The 19,579-nt window shown below is 74.4% G+C and carries 17 protein-coding genes and 4 pseudogenes; 10 read left to right on the top strand and 11 right to left on the bottom strand.

The annotated features are described in order from the left end of the window. Positions 1-321: 321 nt before the first annotated feature. Positions 322-1,097: pseudogene (locus tag AB0N63_RS23985) on the top strand (alpha/beta fold hydrolase); the annotation flags it as partial. A gap of 28 nt (positions 1,098-1,125) precedes the next feature. Here AB0N63_RS23985 and AB0N63_RS23980 read toward each other — a convergent pair. The 3 genes from AB0N63_RS23980 to AB0N63_RS23970 form a co-directional block, all read right to left on the bottom strand. Next, the gene (locus tag AB0N63_RS23980; RefSeq protein WP_365531279.1) at positions 1,126-1,998 is read right to left on the bottom strand and encodes a hypothetical protein; all 873 of its coding nucleotides are present in this window, start codon (positions 1,996-1,998) and stop codon (positions 1,126-1,128) included. Then, entirely contained in the window at positions 1,995-2,612 is a 618-nt protein-coding gene (locus tag AB0N63_RS23975) for an ABC transporter ATP-binding protein (RefSeq protein WP_365531321.1), read from the bottom strand. The genes AB0N63_RS23980 and AB0N63_RS23975 overlap by 4 nt, the downstream gene beginning before the upstream one ends. Positions 2,613-2,901: 289 nt before the next feature. After that, positions 2,902-4,161 carry an erythromycin esterase family protein gene (locus AB0N63_RS23970; protein ID WP_365531277.1) on the bottom strand — a complete coding sequence of 420 codons (1,260 nt, stop codon included), beginning with the start codon at positions 4,159-4,161 and terminating at the stop codon, positions 2,902-2,904. A gap of 69 nt (positions 4,162-4,230) precedes the next feature. Here AB0N63_RS23970 and AB0N63_RS23965 point away from each other — a divergent pair, with 69 nt between their 5' ends. Then, entirely contained in the window at positions 4,231-4,959 is a 729-nt protein-coding gene (locus AB0N63_RS23965) for a TioE family transcriptional regulator (RefSeq protein WP_365531275.1), read from the top strand. 67 nt (positions 4,960-5,026) lie between these two features. Further along, complete coding sequence (locus AB0N63_RS23960; protein WP_365531273.1) at positions 5,027-6,469, top strand: hypothetical protein; 1,443 nt, start codon at positions 5,027-5,029, stop codon at positions 6,467-6,469. A gap of 359 nt (positions 6,470-6,828) precedes the next feature. Here the strand turns inward: AB0N63_RS23960 and AB0N63_RS23955 are convergent. The 3 genes and pseudogenes from AB0N63_RS23955 to AB0N63_RS23945 all read right to left on the bottom strand — a co-directional run. Beyond that, positions 6,829-6,939, bottom strand: a pseudogene (locus AB0N63_RS23955) (TetR/AcrR family transcriptional regulator); the annotation flags it as partial. A gap of 223 nt (positions 6,940-7,162) precedes the next feature. After that, positions 7,163-7,879, bottom strand: coding sequence for a DUF899 family protein (locus AB0N63_RS23950; protein WP_365531271.1), 717 nt, complete (start codon positions 7,877-7,879; stop codon positions 7,163-7,165). A 248-nt stretch (positions 7,880-8,127) separates the two neighbouring features. Beyond that, complete coding sequence (locus AB0N63_RS23945) at positions 8,128-8,976, bottom strand: LysR family transcriptional regulator (protein WP_365531269.1); 849 nt, start codon at positions 8,974-8,976, stop codon at positions 8,128-8,130. A 104-nt stretch (positions 8,977-9,080) separates the two neighbouring features. On the opposite strand from AB0N63_RS23945, the gene AB0N63_RS23940 reads away from it, so the two are divergent. From AB0N63_RS23940 to AB0N63_RS23930, 3 genes are all read left to right on the top strand, one after another. Continuing rightward, complete coding sequence (locus tag AB0N63_RS23940) at positions 9,081-9,887, top strand: SDR family oxidoreductase (protein WP_365531267.1); 807 nt, start codon at positions 9,081-9,083, stop codon at positions 9,885-9,887. Positions 9,888-10,316: 429 nt separating this feature from the next. Continuing rightward, positions 10,317-11,531: a cysteine desulfurase family protein gene (locus AB0N63_RS23935; RefSeq protein WP_365531265.1), complete on the top strand. Its 1,215-nt coding sequence runs from the start codon at positions 10,317-10,319 to the stop codon at positions 11,529-11,531. Positions 11,532-11,694: 163 nt separating this feature from the next. After that, positions 11,695-12,678 (top strand): L,D-transpeptidase, encoded by a 984-nt coding sequence (locus tag AB0N63_RS23930; RefSeq protein ID WP_365531263.1) that lies wholly within the window; start codon positions 11,695-11,697, stop codon positions 12,676-12,678. 26 nt (positions 12,679-12,704) lie between these two features. Here AB0N63_RS23930 and AB0N63_RS23925 read toward each other — a convergent pair whose 3' ends face one another. Genes AB0N63_RS23925 through AB0N63_RS23915 form a run of 3 tightly spaced genes read right to left on the bottom strand, consistent with a single transcriptional unit; the run spans position 12,705 to position 15,153 of the window. After that, on the bottom strand, positions 12,705-13,259 hold the full coding sequence (locus AB0N63_RS23925; protein ID WP_365531261.1) for an isochorismatase family cysteine hydrolase: 555 nt from the start codon (positions 13,257-13,259) through the stop codon (positions 12,705-12,707). After that, on the bottom strand, positions 13,256-14,698 hold the full coding sequence (locus tag AB0N63_RS23920; RefSeq protein ID WP_365531259.1) for an MFS transporter: 1,443 nt from the start codon (positions 14,696-14,698) through the stop codon (positions 13,256-13,258). The genes AB0N63_RS23925 and AB0N63_RS23920 overlap by 4 nt, the downstream gene beginning before the upstream one ends. Continuing rightward, positions 14,695-15,153 carry a MarR family transcriptional regulator gene (locus AB0N63_RS23915; protein WP_365531257.1) on the bottom strand — a complete coding sequence of 153 codons (459 nt, stop codon included), beginning with the start codon at positions 15,151-15,153 and terminating at the stop codon, positions 14,695-14,697. Before AB0N63_RS23915 ends, AB0N63_RS23920 begins: the two co-directional genes overlap by 4 nt. A 418-nt stretch (positions 15,154-15,571) precedes the next feature. Between AB0N63_RS23915 and AB0N63_RS23910 the strand changes: the two genes are divergently transcribed. Beyond that, on the top strand, positions 15,572-16,105 hold the full coding sequence (locus tag AB0N63_RS23910) for a ferritin-like domain-containing protein (RefSeq protein ID WP_365531255.1): 534 nt from the start codon (positions 15,572-15,574) through the stop codon (positions 16,103-16,105). Positions 16,106-16,162: 57 nt separating this feature from the next. On the opposite strand, the pseudogene AB0N63_RS23905 reads toward AB0N63_RS23910, so the two are convergent. Beyond that, positions 16,163-16,665, bottom strand: a pseudogene (locus AB0N63_RS23905) (Lrp/AsnC family transcriptional regulator). Between the two features lie 50 nt (positions 16,666-16,715). On the opposite strand from AB0N63_RS23905, the gene AB0N63_RS23900 reads away from it, so the two are divergent. From AB0N63_RS23900 to AB0N63_RS23890, 3 genes and pseudogenes are all read left to right on the top strand, one after another. Then, positions 16,716-17,363, top strand: a complete 648-nt coding sequence (locus AB0N63_RS23900; RefSeq protein WP_365531253.1) for a GNAT family N-acetyltransferase — start codon at positions 16,716-16,718, stop codon at positions 17,361-17,363. Further along, positions 17,360-18,208 (top strand): alpha/beta hydrolase, encoded by an 849-nt coding sequence (locus AB0N63_RS23895; RefSeq protein ID WP_365531251.1) that lies wholly within the window; start codon positions 17,360-17,362, stop codon positions 18,206-18,208. Before AB0N63_RS23900 ends, AB0N63_RS23895 begins: the two co-directional genes overlap by 4 nt. 27 nt (positions 18,209-18,235) lie before the next feature. Next, a pseudogene (locus tag AB0N63_RS23890) lies at positions 18,236-18,475 on the top strand (aryl sulfotransferase); the annotation flags it as partial. Between the two features lie 52 nt (positions 18,476-18,527). Here the strand turns inward: AB0N63_RS23890 and AB0N63_RS23885 are convergent. Beyond that, the gene (locus AB0N63_RS23885) at positions 18,528-19,475 is read right to left on the bottom strand and encodes an alpha/beta hydrolase (protein WP_365531319.1); all 948 of its coding nucleotides are present in this window, start codon (positions 19,473-19,475) and stop codon (positions 18,528-18,530) included. Positions 19,476-19,579 lie beyond the last annotated feature (104 nt).

Raw genomic sequence — 19,579 nt, 5'->3', positions numbered from 1 at the left:
CGGGCCCCGGCGCACGCGCATCCGTGGGGAAACCCCGTCATCCGTGGGCGGCATCCCCCATACGGACCGTCGGGAGGCGGCGGGCGAATGGTGGTGTTCCGCTGTGTTCCGCTCCCGACTTGTTGACGCTAGGGGGTGATGGGTCATCGTGGTGCGCGAACTGAGGCGAATGCGCGACTCGGAGCCGTTCATCTCAGTTCACGGCGCCGGCCCACGGGCGCCGCCCGCGTGCACGCTCCGCACCAAGAGGCCCCGCATCAGAACGTCCGTGTCAGCACCGCCTGTTCAGCAAGCCGTGTCGGCCACACCACCACCGTCCCCGTGCCCGGCGGCCCCCATCGCGTCGACGTGACCCTGCGCAGACTCACCGTCGGCGGCGTCGAACTCAACGTGGCGACGGCCGGCCGGGGACCCGCCGTCCTGCTGCTGCACGTCTTCCCGCACACCTGGCGGCTGTGGAGCCCCGTCATCGGCGGACTGGCGTGCCGGCACCGGGTGATCGCACCCGATCTGCGCGGCTTCGGCGACAGCGCCCGTCCGGCGGGCGGGTACGACGCCGGTACGCTGGCCGCCGACGCCGAGGGCCTGCTGACGGCGCTCGGCGTGACCTGCGCCGCGGTGGTGGGCATCGACGTCGGCACCCCGCCCGCGTTCCTGCTGGCGATGCGCCGGCCCGACCTGGTACGGCGGCTGGTGCTGATGGAGTCGCTGCTGGGCCGGCTGCCCGGCGCGGAGGACTTCCTCGCCGGCGGCCCGCGGTGGTGGTTCGGCTTGCACGCGGAGGACGGCCTCGCGGAGTCCGTTCTCGTGGGCCACGAGGAGCGCTACGTCCAGTGGTTCCTGGACAGCGGCACCCTGGGGCGGGGCGTGCGGTACGACGACGTACGCGACGGCACCGTGCGGACCTACTCCGGCGAGGCGGCGTCGCGGAGCGCGTTCGGCCCGTGCCGTTCGCTGGCGGCGAGCGTCCGGCAGACCGAGGCCGCCCTGGAGTCGGCCCGGCTGACCGTCCCCACGCCGACGATCGGCGGCCACCCGGTGGGCCGCGCGCTCGAACGCCAACTGAGCCCGTAGCCGACCACTTGACAGGCCACGTCGCGGGCTCCGGCAGGTCCGCCGCCACCCCTACCGTCTGCCGAACACCCCCGCGGCCCGCCTGAGCGGACCGCCGGCCGGGCGGTCGCCGGGCGGGGCGGCCGTGTGGACGTGGGTGCGACGCAGGAACGCGGCCAGGGCGACGAGCGACAGGGCGGCGAGCCAGGCGAGACTGTCGGCCAGCGGGGCGAGGGCCGGCCGGTCGGTGAAACCTGCCTGGAGAGAGGTCTGGAGGGAGCCGTAGCTGGGCAGCCAGGCGATCAGGGGACTGTTGGCGGTGGTCGCCGCGATGGGGTTCTGCGGGGCGAGGTCGATGATGCTGGTCATGATGATCGCGACCATGCCCTCGACCTCGCCGGGCAGGAACAGCGACAGGAACAGCCCCATCGCGCCGTAGATCAGGGACGCGGCCAGCACGGCGAGGACGAGCAGCCCGGGCTGGCGCGGCCGCCAGTACAGCATCATCCAGGCCACCGCGTACGCGCTGACCAGGGCGGCGGTGGCCAGCAGGGCGGTGAGCTTGGCGGCCAGCAGCGCGCCGCGCGGAAACCCGGCCGCGGTCAGCCGCCGGTCGAAGGCCGCGGTGCGGCGGGCGGCGCTGAACATCCAGAACCCGACCAGCAGGGACACGGCGTTGAGCGAGCCGCTGATCATCGTGATCTTGTCGCCGCCCGCGTGCAGCACCTGCCCGGTGGCCCGCAGCCGGAACGGGAACAGCTCCGGGGTGGCCACGGTCTTGGCCACCGTGATCCACAGCGGCACGAACACGGCCAGCAGGATCAGGGCGAGCCGGTTCCTGGCCAGGGCCAGCAGGCCGTACCCGGCGGCGATGCGGTAGGCGGTGGGCGCGCTCCCTCCCGTCCTCCCGGACCTGCCCGTCGCTCCTCCCGGCACGCCGGTCATCCGTGCGCTCCGGTGGTGGGCGCCCGGTGCAGCCGGCCGTCGGCGAGCCGGTACAGGACGTCCAGCCGCTGGGTGTCGTAGGCGAGATGGGAGACGATCAGCACGGTGCGGCCGGCCTTCCTCAGGTCCTGCGCGATGTCCCAGAACCGCAGATACGTGTCCCAGTCGAAACCCTGGTAGGGCTCGTCCAGCAGCAGCACCGCCGGGTCGTGCATCAGGGCCAGGACCAGGTTGAGCTTCTGCCGGGTGCCGCCGCTGAGCGTCCGGACCGGCTGCCGGTCGTAGGCGTCGAGACCGAGAGCCCGCAGCAGGTCCTCCGCCCGGTCGAGGCCGGGCAGCCGGTGCGCGATCTGGAAGAGCCGCAGATGCTGCCGCGCCGACAGCTCCTCGTCCAGCACCGGGTACTGCGGGCAGTACCCCAGCGTGCCGTCCAGCCGTACGGTCCCGGCGTCCGGCCGCAGATCGCCGCTGAGGATGCGCAGCAGGGTGGTCTTGCCGGCGCCGTTCTCGCCCACGACGCCGACGAGCTGCCCGCGGCCGGCGCGCAGGCTCGCGTCCCGCAGGACGGGCCGCGAGCCGTACCTCTTGGCGATGTGCTCCACCGACAGGACCATGGTCACGCCGTCCCGGCGGCAGCCGCGGGGTCTTGCCGTCCCCGCCGCCGGGGTCGCCCCGGATGTCCCGGCCATCCCGGTCGCCTCGGCCGTCCCGGCCTCGGCCGTCCCGGCCGCTTCGGCCAGGACCGCGTGGCGACCGGGCTGTACGACTCGGACACGGGACCTCCGTAGGGACGGACGAGATGACCGCGCCCGCGGCGACGGCCGGTCCGCGGCGCGGACACCACCAAGATCCGCCATCGACCCGGCCCGCCGCCCCCGGACACGCGGTCACCAGGTCCTCGCGTCAGCGTCCTCGCGTCACGCCCTGCGAGACGTCCGCACGCCCTGCGCGCCCTTGCGCGGCGTCCCTGACGAACACGAGGCCGTCGAGGCCCGCGAGGTGGGCCGGGTCCAGCGGGGCGTAGCCGAACCACGGGGAGACGCGGTGGGCGGGCCGCGTGTCGCCGAGCGCGGCGGCCAGCCGGGCGGCGTCCACGAGGCAGCGGTCCTCCGGCAGCGCGTACAACAGCCCCTCGACGGTGTCCGGCGGCGGGGTGTCCACTCCCCGGTGCCGGATCGTGCCGAGGGCCGTCGCCAGGAAGGCGTACTCCGCGCCCAGGCGGGAGTGCACCAGCGCGCCCGCGCTCCACCACTCGAGCGGCCGCCCGCCCATCCGCATCGAACTCCTCTCCCGCTGGAGATGGCCGTTGTGGCTGTGGGCGAGCACCCGCCCGCGTTCGGCCAGGGCGAGGAGGTTGTGGGCCATCATCCGGTCCCGCAGGGCCACCAGCCGGGCCAGCCGGCCGGACGAGGTGTCGGCCGTCCAGTGGTGGTAGGCCAGCAGGCCGGTGGCCGTACGCCCGTACAGGCGCGCCCGGTACCGCGCCTCCGGCGCGGTCGCCTCGATCAGGAGCGGTGCCTGTGTGTCGAGCAGTGTGACCAGGTCGTCGGCGAGCAGCCGCAGCCGGGCCGCCTCGGCCGACTGCCCCACGGACCGCGCCGGGTCCGTCATCGCGGCCGGTTCCGTCCACCGGTCGTCTGGGCCGAGCAGGCGGTCCAGGGTGTCGGCGGTGCAGGGCAGCAGGTCCGCGTCCACATGAGCGGCGAGGTGGTCGTACAGCGCGGTGAGGGCCTGCCGGGGGCTCGCGGCGCCGGTGATCTCCAGCGGGCCGTCGAAACCGGCGAAGCGGACCTGTTCGGCGGCGGGCCGGCCGTCGTTGTGGGCGCGCATCCAGCGCACCAGCTCGCGGTTGCCCGCGAAGGCGCCCCAGCCGTGGCTGAAGCCGCGCTCCATCACCTCGTCCAGCGTGCCGGCGCCCGAGGTGACGTGGTCGTCCACGAGCAGGCCCGCCAGGCAGTCGGTCTCGAGTGCGATCGTCCGGTACCCCTCCTCTTCCACGAGCTGCCGGAACAGCTCGTTGCGCAGATCGAGCAGGGCCTCCTCACCGTGCGTGGGCTCGCCCAGGGCGAGCAGCCGGGGCCGGGCCGGAAGCAGCCGCACCACGGCGGCGGCCTCGACGGCGTGGACGGCGTCCTGGATGTCGGTTGCCGAGTCGGTTTCCATGCCTTCCACGCTAACGTTGAACCTTCGGTGGAAACTTCGCCGCGCACGGTACCCGGTAGGGTCGGCCGGGTGGGACGGAACCTTAAAGACGGGGAGCGGCTCAGGCCGGTCGATCTGGCGCGCGGGCACGGTCTGTCGACGCAGGCGGTCCGCAACTATGAGGAGGCCGGCATCCTCCCGCCGGCCGACCGCACCGCCCACGGCTACCGCACCTATACCCCGCTGCACGCGGCGGCCCTGCGCGCGTTCCTCGCCCTGGTGCCCGGCCACGGCCACCGGACGGCGGCGGCGATCATGCGGGCCATGAACGAGGGCGCGCAGGAGGAGGCGTTCCGCCTCGTCGACGAGAGCCACGCCCAGCTCCTGGAGGACCGGCGGACGCTCCACGCGGTGGAGAACGCCCTGCGCGATCTGGCGCCCGAGCCCGCCGACACGGCCCCCGAGACCGCCGCGGAACCCCTGTTCATCGGTCCGCTGGCGGCGAGGCTCGGCCTCCGGCCCGCCACGCTGCGCAAGTGGGAGCACGCCGGGCTGGTACGGCCGCGCCGCGACCGGCGGACCGGGTACCGCGTCTACGACGAGGCCGCCGTACGGGACGCCCGGCTGGCCCACCAGCTCAGACGTGGCGGCTATCTGCTGGAGCAGATCGCCCCGCTGGTCGAGCGGGTACGGACGGCCGGCGGGCTGGAGCCGCTGGAGGACGCGCTGCACGACTGGCACGGCCGGCTCTCCGCTCGCGGCCGGGCGATGCTGGCCGGCGCGGCGGAACTGGACGCGTATCTCCGCCGACGCGGATAGGTCGTCGGCGCACGGCATCGCACGCCGTACCGCCCGCGCGGTGCGCCGACGCGCATACCGCATCAGAATGGACGAAACGTCCGGCGAAGCAGCGGAGGCATCGATGATGCGTGACGGCGCCGAGGACGACGAGGGCTCCTTCGAGGAGCAGGACGCGCGCGAGGGCGAACCCGAGGAGGCACAGGACGCGGAGGACACCGGCGCGTACGCCGCGCCCGGGGCGTACGACGACGAGGAGCCCGAGTACTTCGAGGACCGGTCGGACGACGAGGCGGAGGACGACGGTTCCGAACCGACCGGGCTCCCCGACGAGGCCTACGAGACCGGGGCCGTCCCCGCCGACGAGGGGTACGGGGACTACGAGGGCGAGGGCCAAGCGGCCTCGGACGTCCCGGCCGTCCCGGAGGACCAGGCCCTCGTGAGGAGCCGCGCGGCCGACGCCGAACCCGACGTGTACCTGGACGTCCCGCTGCTCAAGGTCGACGAGATCGACCTGGACGTCGAGAACCTGCGCGCCCATGTCTCGCTCCAGGCCGAGGTGCTGGACCTGCTGAAGCTGAACGTCGGCGCCGACGTCGCCCTGGGCCGGGTGCACCTCGGCATCTCGGGGGTCGAGGCACAGGCGCGCCTCAAGGTGCGGCTGGACAACGTGGCGTCGATCATCAACCGCGTGCTGACCACCCTGGACCGCAATCCGCAGATCCTGGAGCACCTGACCCGCGGCGTCGGCGCGGCCGTGCAGGACATCGGGGGCGGTGCGCGCCAGGCTGTCGGCGAGCTGGGCGCGGGCACGGGGCGTGCGGTCGGCGACATCGGCCGGGGAGCCGGCTCCGCGGTCCGGGACGTGGGCCGTGGGGCGGGTGAGGGGGTGCGGGACGTGGGGCGCGGGGTGGGCCGCGGCGTCGAGGACGTCGGCCGCGGTGCGGGCGGCGCGGTGGAGGGGGTGGGGCGCGGTGCGGGCGGTGCGGTGGAAGGCGTCGGCCGTAGTGCCGGTGCGGTGGTGGAAGACGCCGGTACGGCGGTCGGGGATGTCGGTCGGGGCGCAGGGGACGCCGTCGGCGAGGTGGGCCGTGGCGCGGGACGCGCCGTGGGAGACACGGCCGGCGGGGTGCGGCGCACCGTGGAGGACACGGCGGGCGGGGTGAGCGGAGCCGTCGCCGACGCCGGTGACGTCACGACGGGAGCGGTGGGCGCGACGGGCCGGGGTGCCGGAGCGGCCGAGGACGTACCGGCTGTCACGGACGTCCCGGAGGTGCCCGAGGCGTCGACGGTCGCGGAGGAGGCCGTGGACGCGCCGGCCACGGCGGCGCACCGCCGTGCCGTACGCCGGACCGCGCGGCCCGCACGGACGAGAGGACCCGACGACGAGCACCGGGATCCGGCGGTGCGGGACCCGGCCGCCCGGAGTCGCGGCGGCACCCGCGCACGCCGGGTGCGCGGCGAGGACGGCAAGCTGCCGCCCCGCCCCGCACGCCGCCGCGCGACAGGGGAGCGGGACGAACCGCCCTGAACGCCGGGCGGACCCGCAGCGGAGACCTCGGACACCTCGCCCCCCTCCCCGGACCAACCTCCGTCCCCGGACATCGAGTTCCGGGCGAAGGTCCGCTCCGACCGCCTCCGTTTCCACGAGGACCCGGAAACGGCCGTCCGCTTCCCCGGCGCCGGGAAGCGCGCGTCCACATCCCGCAGCGAGCGCACGAATCTCCCCGACAAGGTCACCGCGGGCCGGGACTACCGCGACATCCAGGTCGCCTACCGCCTCGCGACCCGGCTCACCGGCCGACCGGAGGACGACGACCAGGACGACCAGCCGCCCGACCAGCCGCCCGACCCCGCCCGGTCCTGATCACCCGCCGTCGGACCGGGCGACACCCCGCACGACCCGACCAGCCGAGCCAGTGGACGGCCCGCCGTCCGCAACGGCTCCTCGCCGCACGGCACCTGCGCCGTGACCTCGGCCCCCTCCAGAGCGTTGATCACGGCCTCCTGGGCCGGTCCGAGCCCAGGACCAGCGTCGCGCCCGCGTCCCGCAGGTCACGGCAGCGCCAGGCGCGGCCGGCGCGTTCCTCGCCGAGCCGGTGTGAGCACCGCGCCGGTGCCGGGCACCAGGACGTGGCCCGGGTCGAAGGAGTCCAGTGCGAGCCCCCCGGCGCCGCCGGCCGGCCCTGACACGGCCCCCGTCCACCGGCCCCGACACGGCCACTCACCTGTCCTGACGTGGCCGTTCGCTCCCGTCAGCGTCCGGCCCGTAGAGCGCGGCGATGTCCTCGGACCGCGGCCACCGGCTGTAGGTGGGGGACTGCGGCCAGCCCTCGGGCGCGTCCTGCCAGACCTCCTGCCGCCCGTACGGCAGCAGGTCGATCAGCGGGAAGGTGTGCGTCAGCTGCTCGGTGCCCCGGCCGTCGGTGTGCCAGGTGCGGTGGACGGTGTCCCCGTCGCGCAGGAACACGTTGACCGCGAAGCCGCCGCCGGGCGGCGCGCCGACATCGGCCCCGAAGGAGCTGCGGGCGGTCGAGTACCAGGTCATCCGGTTGCCGACCCGCCGCCGGTAGGCGAGCGCCTCCTCGATCGGGCCCTGGGTGACGACGACGAAACGCGCGTCGTAGGCGTCCAGGAACTCCAGGCGGGTGAACTGCGCGGTGAAGCCCGTGCACCCCGGGCACTGCCACTCCTCGCCCGGGAACCACATGTGGTGGTAGACGATGAGCTGGCTCTTGCCGTCGAAGACGTCCACCAGCCGCACGGGGCCGTCCTCGCCGTCCAGGGTGTAGTCGGGCAGCTCCACCATCGGCAGCCGGCGGCGCTCGGCGGCGATGGCGTCCAGCTCGCGCGTCGCCGCCTTCTCCCGGGCGCGCAGCGCCTGGAGCCGGCGCTCCCAGGTCGCGGCGTCCACGACGGGCGGCAGGGGGTGAGCGGTCATGGTCGTCCCTCACAGGGTTCGTGCACGAAGCTCGTGCGCGGTCGTCACGGGCACAGGGGTAGACCCGGGCGGGCCCCGGAACTCATCGCTCGCGGCCATCGGGGCCGGTCACGCCGCTCGCGGCCCTCCCGCACATGGCCGCCGAGGAGGGGGCGGGTCCCACCCTCAGGGCCGTCGGGCAACTGGCTCCGGAGGGAATGAGGTCGCGTCGGGACGGTCGCCCCGACGCGGGTCCGGCGGGGCGCCGGTCACAGGGCGGTCGCCGCGCGGACCAGATCCGCGACCGCCGTCGAGCGGCTGTGCGGGGGCCAGGCGATGACCGTCGTGACGCGCGGCGCGTCGACGACCGGTACGGCGACGAGACCCTCGCCCACCCCGGCGCGGCCCGTCTCCGGGACGATCGCGCAGGCGCGGCCGAGGGCGATGAGCTGGGTGAGCTGGGTGTGGTCGCGCACCTGAGGGCCGGGGCCGTCGGGGAAGGTGCCGTCGGGACGGGGCCAGCGGGGCAGGGGCAGCTCCGGCAGGCTGGTGACCTCGGCGAGCCGTACCTCCGTACGTGTGCCGAGTGGGTGGCCCGCCGGGAGGATCGCGACCTGGCCCTCGGTGTGCAGGTCCTCGGTGTCGAAACCGGCCGTGTCGTCGAACGGCCGGTGCAGCAGCGCCACATCGGCCCGGCCGTCGCGCAGCACCGGCGCCTGTTCGCCCGGCCCGCACAGGAGCACGTCCACGGCGACCGCGCCCGGCTCGGCCGCGTAGGCGTCGAGGAGCTTCGCCAGCAGTTCGCTGGAGGCGCCCGCTTTCGCGGCCAGGACCACGGCCGGGCGGCCGGATCCGGCGAGGGCGGCCCGGCGGGTGCGCCGCTCGGCCGCCTCGACGGCGTCCAGCGCGGCCCGCGCCTCCCGCAGCAGCACCGCTCCGGCCCCGGTCAGCGCGACGCCCCGGCTGCCGCGCTCCAGCAGGCCGGCTCCCAGCCGCCGTTCCAGTGCGGCGATCGCCCGCGACAGCGGGGGCTGCGCGATCCCGAGCCGCTGCGCGGCCCGGCCGAAGTGCAACTCCTCGGCGACCGCCACGAAGTACCGCAGCTCACGTGTCTCCACCCCGCCAGCGTAACCCGGCCGAACAGGGCCGATACCCGGCCGGTATCGTCGCCCACCCGATCGGTCTTGGACCCGGCGCCGGGTGCGGGAGAACCATCGAAGGCATGAGCGAAACGAACCAGACGAACCAGACGAACAACGTCGGCGCACAGGCCGGCGGGCAGACCGGAGACCGGGCCGGTGAACAGGGGGGACAGAAGGTCGCGCTGGTGACCGGCGCCAACAAGGGCATCGGGTACGAGATCGCCGCCGGACTCGGCGCCCTCGGCTGGTCGGTCGGGGTCGGCGCGCGGGACGGGGCGCGGCGCGAGACCGCCGTGGCGAAGCTGCGCGCGGCCGGGGTCGACGCGTTCGGGGTGCCGCTGGACGTGACCGACGACGCGAGCGTGACCGCGGCCGCCCGCCTGGTCGAGGAGCGCACCGGACGGCTCGACGTGCTCGTCAACAACGCGGGCATCACCGGCGGCGGCCCGCAGGAACCCACCAAGGTCGATCCGGACCGGGTGCGGGCGGCCGTGGAGACCAACGTCATCGGTGTCATCCGCGTGACCAACGCCCTGCTGCCGCTGCTGCGGCGCTCGCCGTCGCCGCGGATCGTGAACGTCTCCAGCAGCGTCGGCTCCCTCACGCTGCAGACCACGCCCGGCGCCGAGACGGGCCCGATCTCCGCCGCCTACTCGCCCTCGAAGACGTTCCTGAACGCCGTGACCGTGCAGTACGCCAAGGAGCTGGCCGGGACGAACATCCTGATCAACGCCGTCTGCCCGGGCTACACGGCCACCGACCTCAACGCCTTCCAGGGAGTGCGCACTCCGCAGCAGGGCGCGGTCTCCGCGATCCGCCTGGCCACCGTGCCGGACGACGGCCCGACGGGCCGCTTCTTCTCCGACGAGGGCGAGATCCCCTGGTGACGGGCGCACGGCCCACCGGGCCCCGTCGGGCCCGCCCGGACAGGTCCGCCCCGGCAGGGCGGCCCCGGCGCCGGTCAGAACAGAGGTCGGTGCCCGCGAGGAACTGCTCGCGGTTGTCGTGGCCGGCCGGGCGGTGAGCCGGCGCACGAACGGGTGGCGCCGGGGTTCGAGGGTTGGGCGCCGCACCTCACCGCGCTGATCACGGACGACGGGACCCCACCGGTCGCCCGCCGCGGCGCGGCGGACGACGGCTCGGACACGTCGGCGTACGCCCGGTGCGGATGGCTCCGACACGTCCGACGCCGACATGCCCGGCGGCTCACCCGCGACACCCGCGCCGTCCGCCATGATCCAGAGGTACGGGTGCGGGTACGCGACCACGTACCCGCACCCGTGCCGAACCCCCGCCCCGCACGCCCGAAGGACGCGATGTCACAGCAGCCGCGGAAGCCGCAGTACAGGGAGACCGGCGCGCCGCCCGGCGGTGTCCCCCCGCACCCCGGCCTGACCGGCGGCCCCGTCTACCTCGACCACAACGCCACCACCCCCGTCGATCCGCGCGTCGCCGAGGCGATGACGCCGTACCTCACCGAGTTCTTCGGCAACCCTTCCAGCGGCCACCCCTACGCCGAAGTCCCCCGCCGGGCCCTGGCCGAGGCCCGCGCGCAGGTGGCCGGGCTCATCGGCGCGCGGCCCGCCGAGATCGTGTTCACCGCCTCCGGATCCGAGGCCGACCTGCTCGCCCTGCGCGGCGCGGTCCTCGCGGCGGGCCGTCCGCGCCCGCACCTCGTGACGCAGGCCACGGAACACCCGGCCGTGCTGGAGACCGCCCGCGCGCTGGAACGGCTGCACGGCGCGCGGGTGACGGTCCTTCCGGTCGACCGGGACGGGCTGGTCGGACCGGCCGCCCTGGCCGCCGCCCTCACCGAGGACACGGTCCTGGTGTCGGTGATGGCGGCGAACAACGAGACCGGCGCCCTCCAGCCGGTCGCCGAACTCGCCGCCCTCGCCCACGAACACGGGGCGTTGTTCCACTGCGACGCCGCCCAGGCGGCCGGGAGGATCCCGCTCGACGTCCGGGACCTGGGGGCCGACCTGCTCACCGTGGTGGGCCACAAGGTGTACGCGCCGAAGGGCACGGCCGCCCTGTACGTACGCGCCGGGGTGCGCCTGGAGCCGGTCGTCCCCGGCGGCGGCCAGGAGCGCGGGCTGCGGGCCGGCACCGAGAACGTCGCCCTGGCCGTCGCCCTCGGCGCCGCCGCCCGGATCGCCGCCGCCGAACTGGCCGACGGAACTCCGGCCCGTATCGCGGACCTGCGCGACGACCTGCACCGGCGGCTCGCCGGCGCACTGCCCGGCCGCGTCCGTCTCAACGGCCCGGACAAGGACCGCCTGCCGAACACCCTGAACGTCAGCGTCGAGGGCGCCCTCGGCCACGAACTCCTCGCCGCCGCCCCCGAGATCGCCGCCTCCACCGGATCGGCCTGCCACAGCGGCACCCGCACCCCCTCGCCCGTCCTGACCGCCATGGGCGTCGAACCGGCCCGCGCGCTGGGCGCGTTGCGGCTGTCGCTCGGCCGCTGGACCACGGCGCAGGACATCGGAACCGCGGCGACCGCCCTCGTCCGCGCGGCCACGAGGTGACCCGGACCACGAACGCACCCCGCTCCACCGGATCGCCGGAGGCCCGAATCTTGGCAGATGTTTTACGTGCGGACCGCAACGGATGTGAGCACTCGAACCGTCTGACAGGAAGCCGGGCTCGCCAGGGGCGGGGCGCAGAGTGTGTGAGGAAGCGGGGCAGGTCATGGGACGGCGCAGGGGCGGCATAGGGATCGCACTGGTCACGGTCGCGGTGCTGATGGGCTCTGGTGCCTGCGGCGGGGGCAGCAGCAGCGCGGGCGGGGACGACGCGAAGGCGCCCGGCAAGCCGAGCGCCAGCACCTCTCCGTCGCCGACGAAGCCCGCGGGGCCGCCGATGCTGCTGGACACGATCACCCCGCAGAGCGGCGCCAAGGTCGGCGTGGCGATGCCGATCTCGGTGGTCTTCACCAACCCCGTGGCTGCCAGGGCGCGGGCCACGGTGGAGAAGCACATGAAGGTCAGCGCCTCACAGCCGGTGGCGGGCGCCTGGCACTGGTTCGGCGACCGGCGCGCCGACTGGCGCCCGAAGACGTACTGGGCCTCCGGCACGAAGGTGAAGGTCGACGTCGACGTGCGGGGCGTCAGCAACGGCAACGGCCGTTACGGCGTGCGCGAGTACACGCACACCTTCGAGATCGGTGACGACGTGCGCGCGGACGTCTCGGTGACCGGGCACACCATGAAGGTGACCCGCAACGGCAGTCCGGTGCGCACCCTGTCGATCAACGCGGGCAGCTCCCAGTACCCGACGTGGAACGGCACGATGGCCGTCATCGACAAGGAGGAGAAGGTGCACATGACCTCCTGCAGCGTCGGCATCAGCTGCGACAAGGGCAGCCCCAACTACTACGACCTGACGCTGCCCTGGGACGTGCACCTCACCCAGTCCGGCACCTACGTGCACTACTCGACCGGCGACCCCGACCCGGGCAGCGGCAGCGCTCGCGGCTCGCACGGCTGCGTCCACCTGTCCCTGTCGGACGCCAAGTGGTTCTACGGCCAGGTCAAGCAGGGCGACCCCGTCACCATCACGGGATCGCCCCGCGCCAAGGCCGCGCCCGACAACGGTTACGCCGCCTTCAACCTGAGCTGGAGCGAGTGGCTCGCGGGCAGCGCCTCCGGCGAGGGGACGACCGGCGCGCTGTGAGCCGGCCGGGGCCGGCGGTCCGGGCGTCAGCCGAGACCGGCGGCCCAGGCGTCGACCGTGGTGACCTCGGCCTGGTGCGGGAACACCTTCCCGGTCAGCACGCGGTGCACCTCGGCGTCGTGGTCGGCGCACCCGTCGGCCAGGACGGTGAGGCGGTAGTCGAGGTCGGCGGCCTGGCGCAGCGTGGACAGCACGACGCCGCTGGTGGCAAGCCCGGTCAGGACCAAGTGGTCGACGCCGGCGCCGCGCAGGACGAGGTCGAGGTCGCTGCCGGTGAAGGCGCTGATCCGCTTCTTGACGACGACGGGCTCTCCGGGACGGGGCGCGAGGCCGGGGTGAATCTCCGCCCCCGGGTCACCGTCGGTGAAGGCACCCTCGGGCAGAGCGCCGAACAGGGGACTGGACTTGGCTTCGGGGCGACCCGGCCGGAAGCCGACGACGGCGTACACCACGGGCACGTCCGCGCCGCGGGCCGCTGCGACGGCACGGGCGACCCGGGTGGTGAAGCCGGCGTCGAGGTCGGGGAGCAGGTCGACGATGGCCTTCTGGAGGTCCATCACGAGCAGGGCGGGGCGGGTCATGAACGTTCCTCGTCGGAGTCGGGGGTCTCGCCGATGTGCCGCAAGGAGCGGTCGGCGACGGTCAGGGCCAGGAACAGGACGCTGGCGGCGAGCATGAACCAGGCCAGGTGGTGCAGGCCGCCGGTGTCGGCGCGCTGCCCGAAGAAGGCGCCGTTCGCGGCGGAGGCGGTGATGGCGCCGAGGTAGCCGAAGGTTCGCAGCAGCCCTGCCGAGGAGCCGATGCGCTCGGCGTCGGCCTGGTGGTACACGGCGTTCTGCAGAGCCAGGCTGTTCAGCCCCTGCGGGACGCCGAGGACGAGCACCACGACCAGCAGCAGCCACACCGGACTTCGGGCGTCCAGGAGCAGCAGCAGCGCGCACGCCGCGATCTGGCCGACCGCGCCGGCCAGCAGCTTGCCGCGCACCGCCTGCCGCCGTCCGGTCAGGGTGGAGACGACGATCGCCACGGTGAACAGGGGCAGTTGCACCAGCCCGGCCTGCGAGGCGGACAGGCCCCGGCCCTGCTCGGTCCACTGCGTGTAGCCGTACAGGAAGGCGTAGCTGACGACGTAGCAGAGCAGGGCCCTGCCGTAGGTGGCGACCAGCGGCAGGTTGCCGCCGAGGACGCGTACGTCGATGAACGGCTGCCGGGCGCGCAGTTCGCGCCAGACGAAGCCGGCGCCCGCCGCGAGGGTCAGCACCGGCAGATACCAGGCGCCGCTGCCGATGTCCATCAGGAACACCAGCAGGCACACCAGGGCCACCGCGAAGAGACCCATCCCCGCCGGATCGAGGTCCCGCACCGGATGGCGGCCGTCGGCGCGGCGCGGGGCGGGGGTCGCCGGGATGCGGCGCGCACCGAGGTACAGACCGACCAGCGCGAGCGGGATGTTGACGGCCAGGGTGGCGCGCCAGCCGCCGACCGCGATCAGCAGACCGCCGAGGCTGGGGCCGACGACGGCGATGGTCTGGGTGGTGACGGCGAGCGCGGTCAGCACTCCGGCGGGGCTCTCCTGGCCGGTGCGCCGGGCCTCGCTGCGGATGAGGTACATGGCGGCCGGATAGCCGGCGCAGGTGCCGAAGCCGAGCAGCACCCGGGCGGCGATGAGCACTCCGAGGCCGGGAGCGAGCATGCCGACGACACCGGCCACGCCGGTCAGCGCCGTCCCGGTCAGGTACAACCGGCGCGGCCCGAACAGGTCGATCAGCCGGCCCATGACCGGCTGCCCTATGGCCGTGGCCAGGTACAGGGCTGAGATCAGCCACGCCGTCCGCGCCGGCGGGGCGCCGAAGGCCGCGCCGATGGGGACCAGGGAGACGGAGATGATGGAGGAGTTGACCGGGTTGAGGGCGGCGCCCGTCATCATCGGGGCCAGCAGCCGCCGGTCGAAGCCGTCCGCGGACCGCTCCCCCCGGTCGGGACGCCACCGCCGCAGAACGCGCGTCAGACTCACGCTCACGAGCGCACGATCCGTTCCAGCACGGCCGCCGCGTCCAGCAGAAGGCGGCGCTCCTCCTCCGTGCACCGGTCCTCCAGGGCGCGGGCGAGCCAGCCCTCCCCGGCGCGCCGGCGGTCCTCCAGGAAGGTGCGGCCGCTGTCGGTGACGTACACCAGCTGACGGCGGCCGTCCTCGGGGTCGGGGCGGCGGGCGACCAGCCCGCGTTCGGCCAGGACGCCGACGATGCTGGCCACCGACTGGTGGCGGACGCCCTCGGCGGCCGCCAGATCGCTCACCGACGCCTCTCCGTCCTTGTCGAGCCGGCTGAGGACGGACGTCTGGGAGGGCGTGAGGTCACCGCGGTCGTAGGTCTCGCGCAGGCGCCGCCGCAGCCGGCTGTACACCACCCGCACGTCATGGGCGGCCCGTGCCGCCGACTCCGACACGCCCTCCGCGGTCTGCTGGATCTCTTTCATATGAGCAGACTAATCTGCGCAGTCTGGACTGCGCAATATGGCCTGCGGAGGGCTGGGCGGGACGCTCGCCGGAGGACGACGGTCCCGGCCGCTCGGGCGGCCGGCAGGATCGACGGGCGGCCAGTCGGAGACGGGCGACCGGTCGGGGTGCGGCCCTGGCCGCCCGGGCAGCGGATGGCCGGTCGGACGGCCGCCGTGCGAGGAGAGTCACCTGCGTACGTCTCCGGCTACACCCGGGCCTCCGATGGGGTGACGCGCGGACGTCCCGGGGCGTGCCGCCCGGCCGGGGCCCTTCCGGGCTTCTTTACTTGCCGATCGGATCATCTTCTATCCCGAACGTCCCCGACCCTTCCAGGCCGTTCCCGGCCGTTCCCGGCCGGATCCCCCCGCCGCCCCACCCGAGCCTTCGAGGACACGTATGACCGACGACTTCATCGTTGACGTGAGCAGGATCCGTGCCGACGCCCGGGCCAGGATGGAGGGCGGTCCGGTCACGGACACCTACGGGGCGGACCGGAACCGCGTCATCGCCGTCCTGAACGACGTCGTGGCCACCGAGGTGGTGTGCTGGATGCGGTACACGCGGCACGCCATCTCCGCCACGGGCATCGACCGCGCGCAGGTCTCGGCGGAGTTCAGCGAGCACGCCAAGGAGGAGTGGGACCACGCGCTGCGCGCGGCGGAGCGCATCTCGCAGCTCGGCGGCGACCCGGACTTCGACCCGGCCACACTCGTCCAGCGGTCGCACACCGAGTACACCGCCATCCCGGACGACGAGCTGAAGCAGATGCTGCGCAGCAACCTGGAGGCCGAGCGCATCGTCATCGGCGTCTACCAGGAGATCATCCGCTGGCTCGGCGACAAGGACCCGACCACCCGGCGCCTGATGGAGAGCATCCTCGCGGAAGAGGAGGAGCACGCCGACGACCTCCTCGACCTGCTCGGCGGCTGACCGGACCCCGGCCGGCCTCTGACGCGCGACGGTCGACGGGTCCGGGTCGCCCGGCGGTCAGGGGCGGTCCGGGCCGCGGCAGGGCAGCGTGCGGCCGCGGACGACGCTCGTCGTCGTGCTGCCGGGGCCGGCCGGCTCGTCCACGAGCCGTTCCAGGTGCTCCGGTGGCGGCCACCTTCAGTGGGCAGCAGTCGTCTCCCGTGGTGCGCAGACACTCCAGGGATCACCCGCCGTTCGGCGACCGGCCGCCGCGAGGGCCGGTGACGGTTGCCCGGGTACTTCAGCCGGGCCACGGCGAGCACCGGGCAGCCGACCTTCGCCAGGCCCACCGAGGCGTGGTACCCGGTGATGACGCCCAGCGACTCCAGGTTCCCCACCCGTTCCGTGGTCGCCGGTCAGCCGAGCCTCACCCGCCGCCAAAGCCCGCTCAGCGAGCGGAGCCGGGGCAGTGGCCCATATCGGCGCAGGACGGCCCGGTCCTGTTCGAAGAGGCACGCGTTCCCGTTCGAGGCGTACCACCGGCCGGGTTGACGGCACCGGCTCGGCAACGTCGGGCGCATGTGTCCGGCCTCATTGCGGCGTCCCGCCCCTCGAGCCGATCATGACCGGTATGGACCGACCGAACCAGACCATCGAGTGCGGCGACTTCGTCCTGCGGCGCTGGCGGGCGGAGAGCGATGTCGCTCCCGCGTTCCGGCTGATCGAGGAGTCCCGGGAGCATCTGCGCCCCTGGATGCCGTGGGTCGACGGGTACGGCGAGGACGACACCCGTGACTTCCTGGCGAAGTCCGAGTCGAGGTGGGCGAGCGGCGAGGTCTTCAACTACGCGGTGGACGACGGCGCAACACTCCTCGGCATGTGCCAGGCCTACCGCGGACCCGTGCCCGGGGGATGGCGGATGGGGTACTGGCTGCACCCCGCCGCGGTCGGCCGCGGCATCGCCACGCGGGCGACGGCGGCCCTGGTCGCCGAGATGTTCCGCCTGCCGGACGTGACGTACCTGGAGATCACGCACGACGTCGCCAACGCGGCCAGCGCCGCCGTACCGCGCCGCCTGGGGTTCGCCGAGGTCGGGCGCGAGCCGGCGGAGCCGCCCGCGGCCCCCGCCGGGTGCGGCATCGACGTGGTCTGGCGCCTGCCCCGCCCCGCGCCGACCGCCGACGGCGCGCCCGTACCGGCGGCGGCCCCCCGCTGCCCCGAAGGGGCGGGCAGGGCCGGGGAAGTCGGAGTTCCTCGGCTTCGGGAGGGCGGCGCATGACCGTGCACGTGACCGTGTGGGACGACCGCGAGCGGGTCGCAGGAGACCGGGCCCCGACAGCCGCGACGGGCTCGGTACTCCTGGCCGCCGCCCCCGCCCTCTTCGTCCACAACATCTTCACCTGGGGCAGCGACTCCACGTACGGGTTCGCCGCGCAGCGGCCCCTCGCGGACAGCCGACGGCTCCTCCTGATGGACCGCCGGGGCTACGGCGACAGCCCGGACACCGCGCGCAGCGACTTCGACGTCGACGCCGACGACGTCCTGGACGTGCTCGGCGGCGCCGCCTCCGACGCGGCGTTCGACGGCGCCCACCTCGTGGGGCACGGCAACGGCGCCGTCGCCGCGCTCATCGCCGCCGCGCGCCGGCCCGACCTGGTCCGCTCACTCGCCCTCATCCAGCCCTCCGCGTTCACCGCCGCCGCGCACCATCCAGTCGTCGCCGCCCTCCTCGACCGGGTGCGCGACGGCGCCCCGGGGATCCCGGACGGCGTCACGCCGGAACAGTATCTGCGTGCGTCCACCGAGGGGTTGGGGATGGCCATGCCCGAGCCCACTCCGCGTCGGCTCCGCGCCGTCGCCACCTCCATGGGAGAAAGGCCCGTCTGGGAGGCGGACATCCCGCTGGAGGCGATCCGAGGCGCCGGCGTGCCGGTGCTGGTGATCTGCGGGACCTGGGACCGCGCGCCCGACGCGTACCGCGAACACGTGGGACGCCCTCTCGTGGCCGTCGCCGAGTCCCTCACGGACTCCCTCGGCGGCCGCCTTGTGCGGGTGCCCGGGTATTACCCGCACACCCAGGAGGCCGCCGCCGTCAACGCCGCCCTGCGCGAGTTCTGGAGCTGATGCGAGCGGCCGGATCACCCGCGATCACACATGCCCAGCGCCCAGCGGCTCCCGAACGGCGACACCTTCGTCGCCGAGGGCTCCTTCGGCCGCCTCTTCGAGGTCACCCCGGAGGGCGACGTGGTCTGGGAGTACGTCGTCCCGCAGTTCGGGGCCTACGCCACCGGCACCGGCATGGAGTCCTCCCGGGGCGCACAGAACGCGGTCTTCCGCGCCTGCCGCTACGGCCCGGAGCACACGGCCTGGCCGGCGTCCCGGCACGGCCGGCAGCGGGTGCGGCCCGGGGACAGACACGCCTCGGGCCGCACACCGGCACACCTCAACCGGAGGCGCAGTCGCGGAAGAAGTCGAGCAGCGCCTCGGTCACCTCGGCCGGGCGCTCCTGCTGGGTCCAGTGCCCGCAGCCCGCGAGTTCGAGGGGCGGGCGCCGCAGCCCGGGCATCAGGTCGGGGAGTTTCTTGATGAGTTCGGGTGTGCCCGGGAAGGCGGGGACGAGGTCCCGTTCGCCGTAGACGTACAGGGCCGGCGAGGTGACCACCGCGCCGGCCCACGGCGCCGTCAGCTCCCAGTTGCGGTCGAGGTTGCGGTACCAGTTCAGCGCGCCGGTGAAGCCTCCGGCGAAGCTCTCGGTGAGCGCGTCCAGGTCGCTCTCGGTGAACCACTGGGGCAGGACCTCGGGGTCGGGCATGGCCGCGAGCCAGCCCCGCTCGGGATCGACCAGCGGCTGCTTGACCGGGCCGGGCGCGTCACCGGACGCGGCGTAGACGAACTTCCGCAGCCCGGTGCGCGTGTCCCGGGCGAACTCGGCGTCGGCGACGCCGGGCCGGTTGAAGTAGTTCCAGTAGAAGCGCCCGCCGAACGCCTTGTCCATGGCGGCCAGCGGCGGCTGGTTCCCCCGGAACGGCGGCGGCACGCTCAGCCCGGCCACCCCGAGCACCAGGTCGGGGCGCAGCAGCGCGGTGTGCCAGGCGACCGGCGCCCCCCAGTCGTGCCCGACGACGTACGCCTTCTCCTCGCCCAGTTCGCGGATCAGGCCGACGACGTCGCCGACCAGGTGCAGGATGGTGTACGCCTCGACCTCGGCGGGGTGGTCGCTGCTCCCGTAGCCGCGCTGGTCCGGGGCGACCACCCGGTACCCGGCCTCGGCCAGCGGGCCGCACTGGTGGCGCCAGGAGCGCCAGGACTCGGGGAAACCGTGCAGGAGCACGACCAGGGGGCCTTCGCCCTCCTCGGCGATGTGCAGCCGGACCCCGTTCACGTTGATCATGCGATGCTCGACCATGACCCGAGCGTACGCGTCGGCGCCCGGCCCGGTCTCGGTCAACTCCCGCCCGGCGGCCGGGAACCGCCCCCACGGGTGCGGGGACGGTC

The sequence above is a fragment of the Streptomyces sp. NPDC093260 genome (assembly GCF_040683715.1).
In the GTDB taxonomy this organism is placed as follows: Bacteria; Actinomycetota; Actinomycetes; order Streptomycetales; family Streptomycetaceae; genus Streptomyces; species Streptomyces sennicomposti.
This window is presented reverse-complemented; position numbering and strand designations above follow the sequence as displayed.

Excerpts from the sequence above, each read along its gene's own strand:
- AB0N63_RS23930 (WP_365531263.1), top strand. The coding sequence starts at position 11,695 with ATGGGACGGCGCAGGGGCGGCATAGGGATCGCACTGGTCACGGTCGCG.
- AB0N63_RS23950 (WP_365531271.1), bottom strand. The coding sequence starts at position 7,879 with ATGACCGCTCACCCCCTGCCGCCCGTCGTGGACGCCGCGACCTGGGAG.
- AB0N63_RS23915 (WP_365531257.1), bottom strand. The coding sequence starts at position 15,153 with ATGAAAGAGATCCAGCAGACCGCGGAGGGCGTGTCGGAGTCGGCGGCA.
- AB0N63_RS23975 (WP_365531321.1), bottom strand. The coding sequence starts at position 2,612 with ATGGTCCTGTCGGTGGAGCACATCGCCAAGAGGTACGGCTCGCGGCCC.
- AB0N63_RS23885 (WP_365531319.1), bottom strand. The coding sequence starts at position 19,475 with ATGATCAACGTGAACGGGGTCCGGCTGCACATCGCCGAGGAGGGCGAA.
- AB0N63_RS23925 (WP_365531261.1), bottom strand. The coding sequence starts at position 13,259 with ATGACCCGCCCCGCCCTGCTCGTGATGGACCTCCAGAAGGCCATCGTC.
- AB0N63_RS23960 (WP_365531273.1), top strand. The coding sequence starts at position 5,027 with ATGGACGAAACGTCCGGCGAAGCAGCGGAGGCATCGATGATGCGTGAC.
- AB0N63_RS23910 (WP_365531255.1), top strand. The coding sequence starts at position 15,572 with ATGACCGACGACTTCATCGTTGACGTGAGCAGGATCCGTGCCGACGCC.
- AB0N63_RS23935 (WP_365531265.1), top strand. The coding sequence starts at position 10,317 with ATGTCACAGCAGCCGCGGAAGCCGCAGTACAGGGAGACCGGCGCGCCG.
- AB0N63_RS23970 (WP_365531277.1), bottom strand. The coding sequence starts at position 4,161 with ATGGAAACCGACTCGGCAACCGACATCCAGGACGCCGTCCACGCCGTC.
- AB0N63_RS23895 (WP_365531251.1), top strand. The coding sequence starts at position 17,360 with ATGACCGTGCACGTGACCGTGTGGGACGACCGCGAGCGGGTCGCAGGA.
- AB0N63_RS23900 (WP_365531253.1), top strand. The coding sequence starts at position 16,716 with ATGGACCGACCGAACCAGACCATCGAGTGCGGCGACTTCGTCCTGCGG.
- AB0N63_RS23940 (WP_365531267.1), top strand. The coding sequence starts at position 9,081 with ATGAGCGAAACGAACCAGACGAACCAGACGAACAACGTCGGCGCACAG.
- AB0N63_RS23980 (WP_365531279.1), bottom strand. The coding sequence starts at position 1,998 with ATGACCGGCGTGCCGGGAGGAGCGACGGGCAGGTCCGGGAGGACGGGA.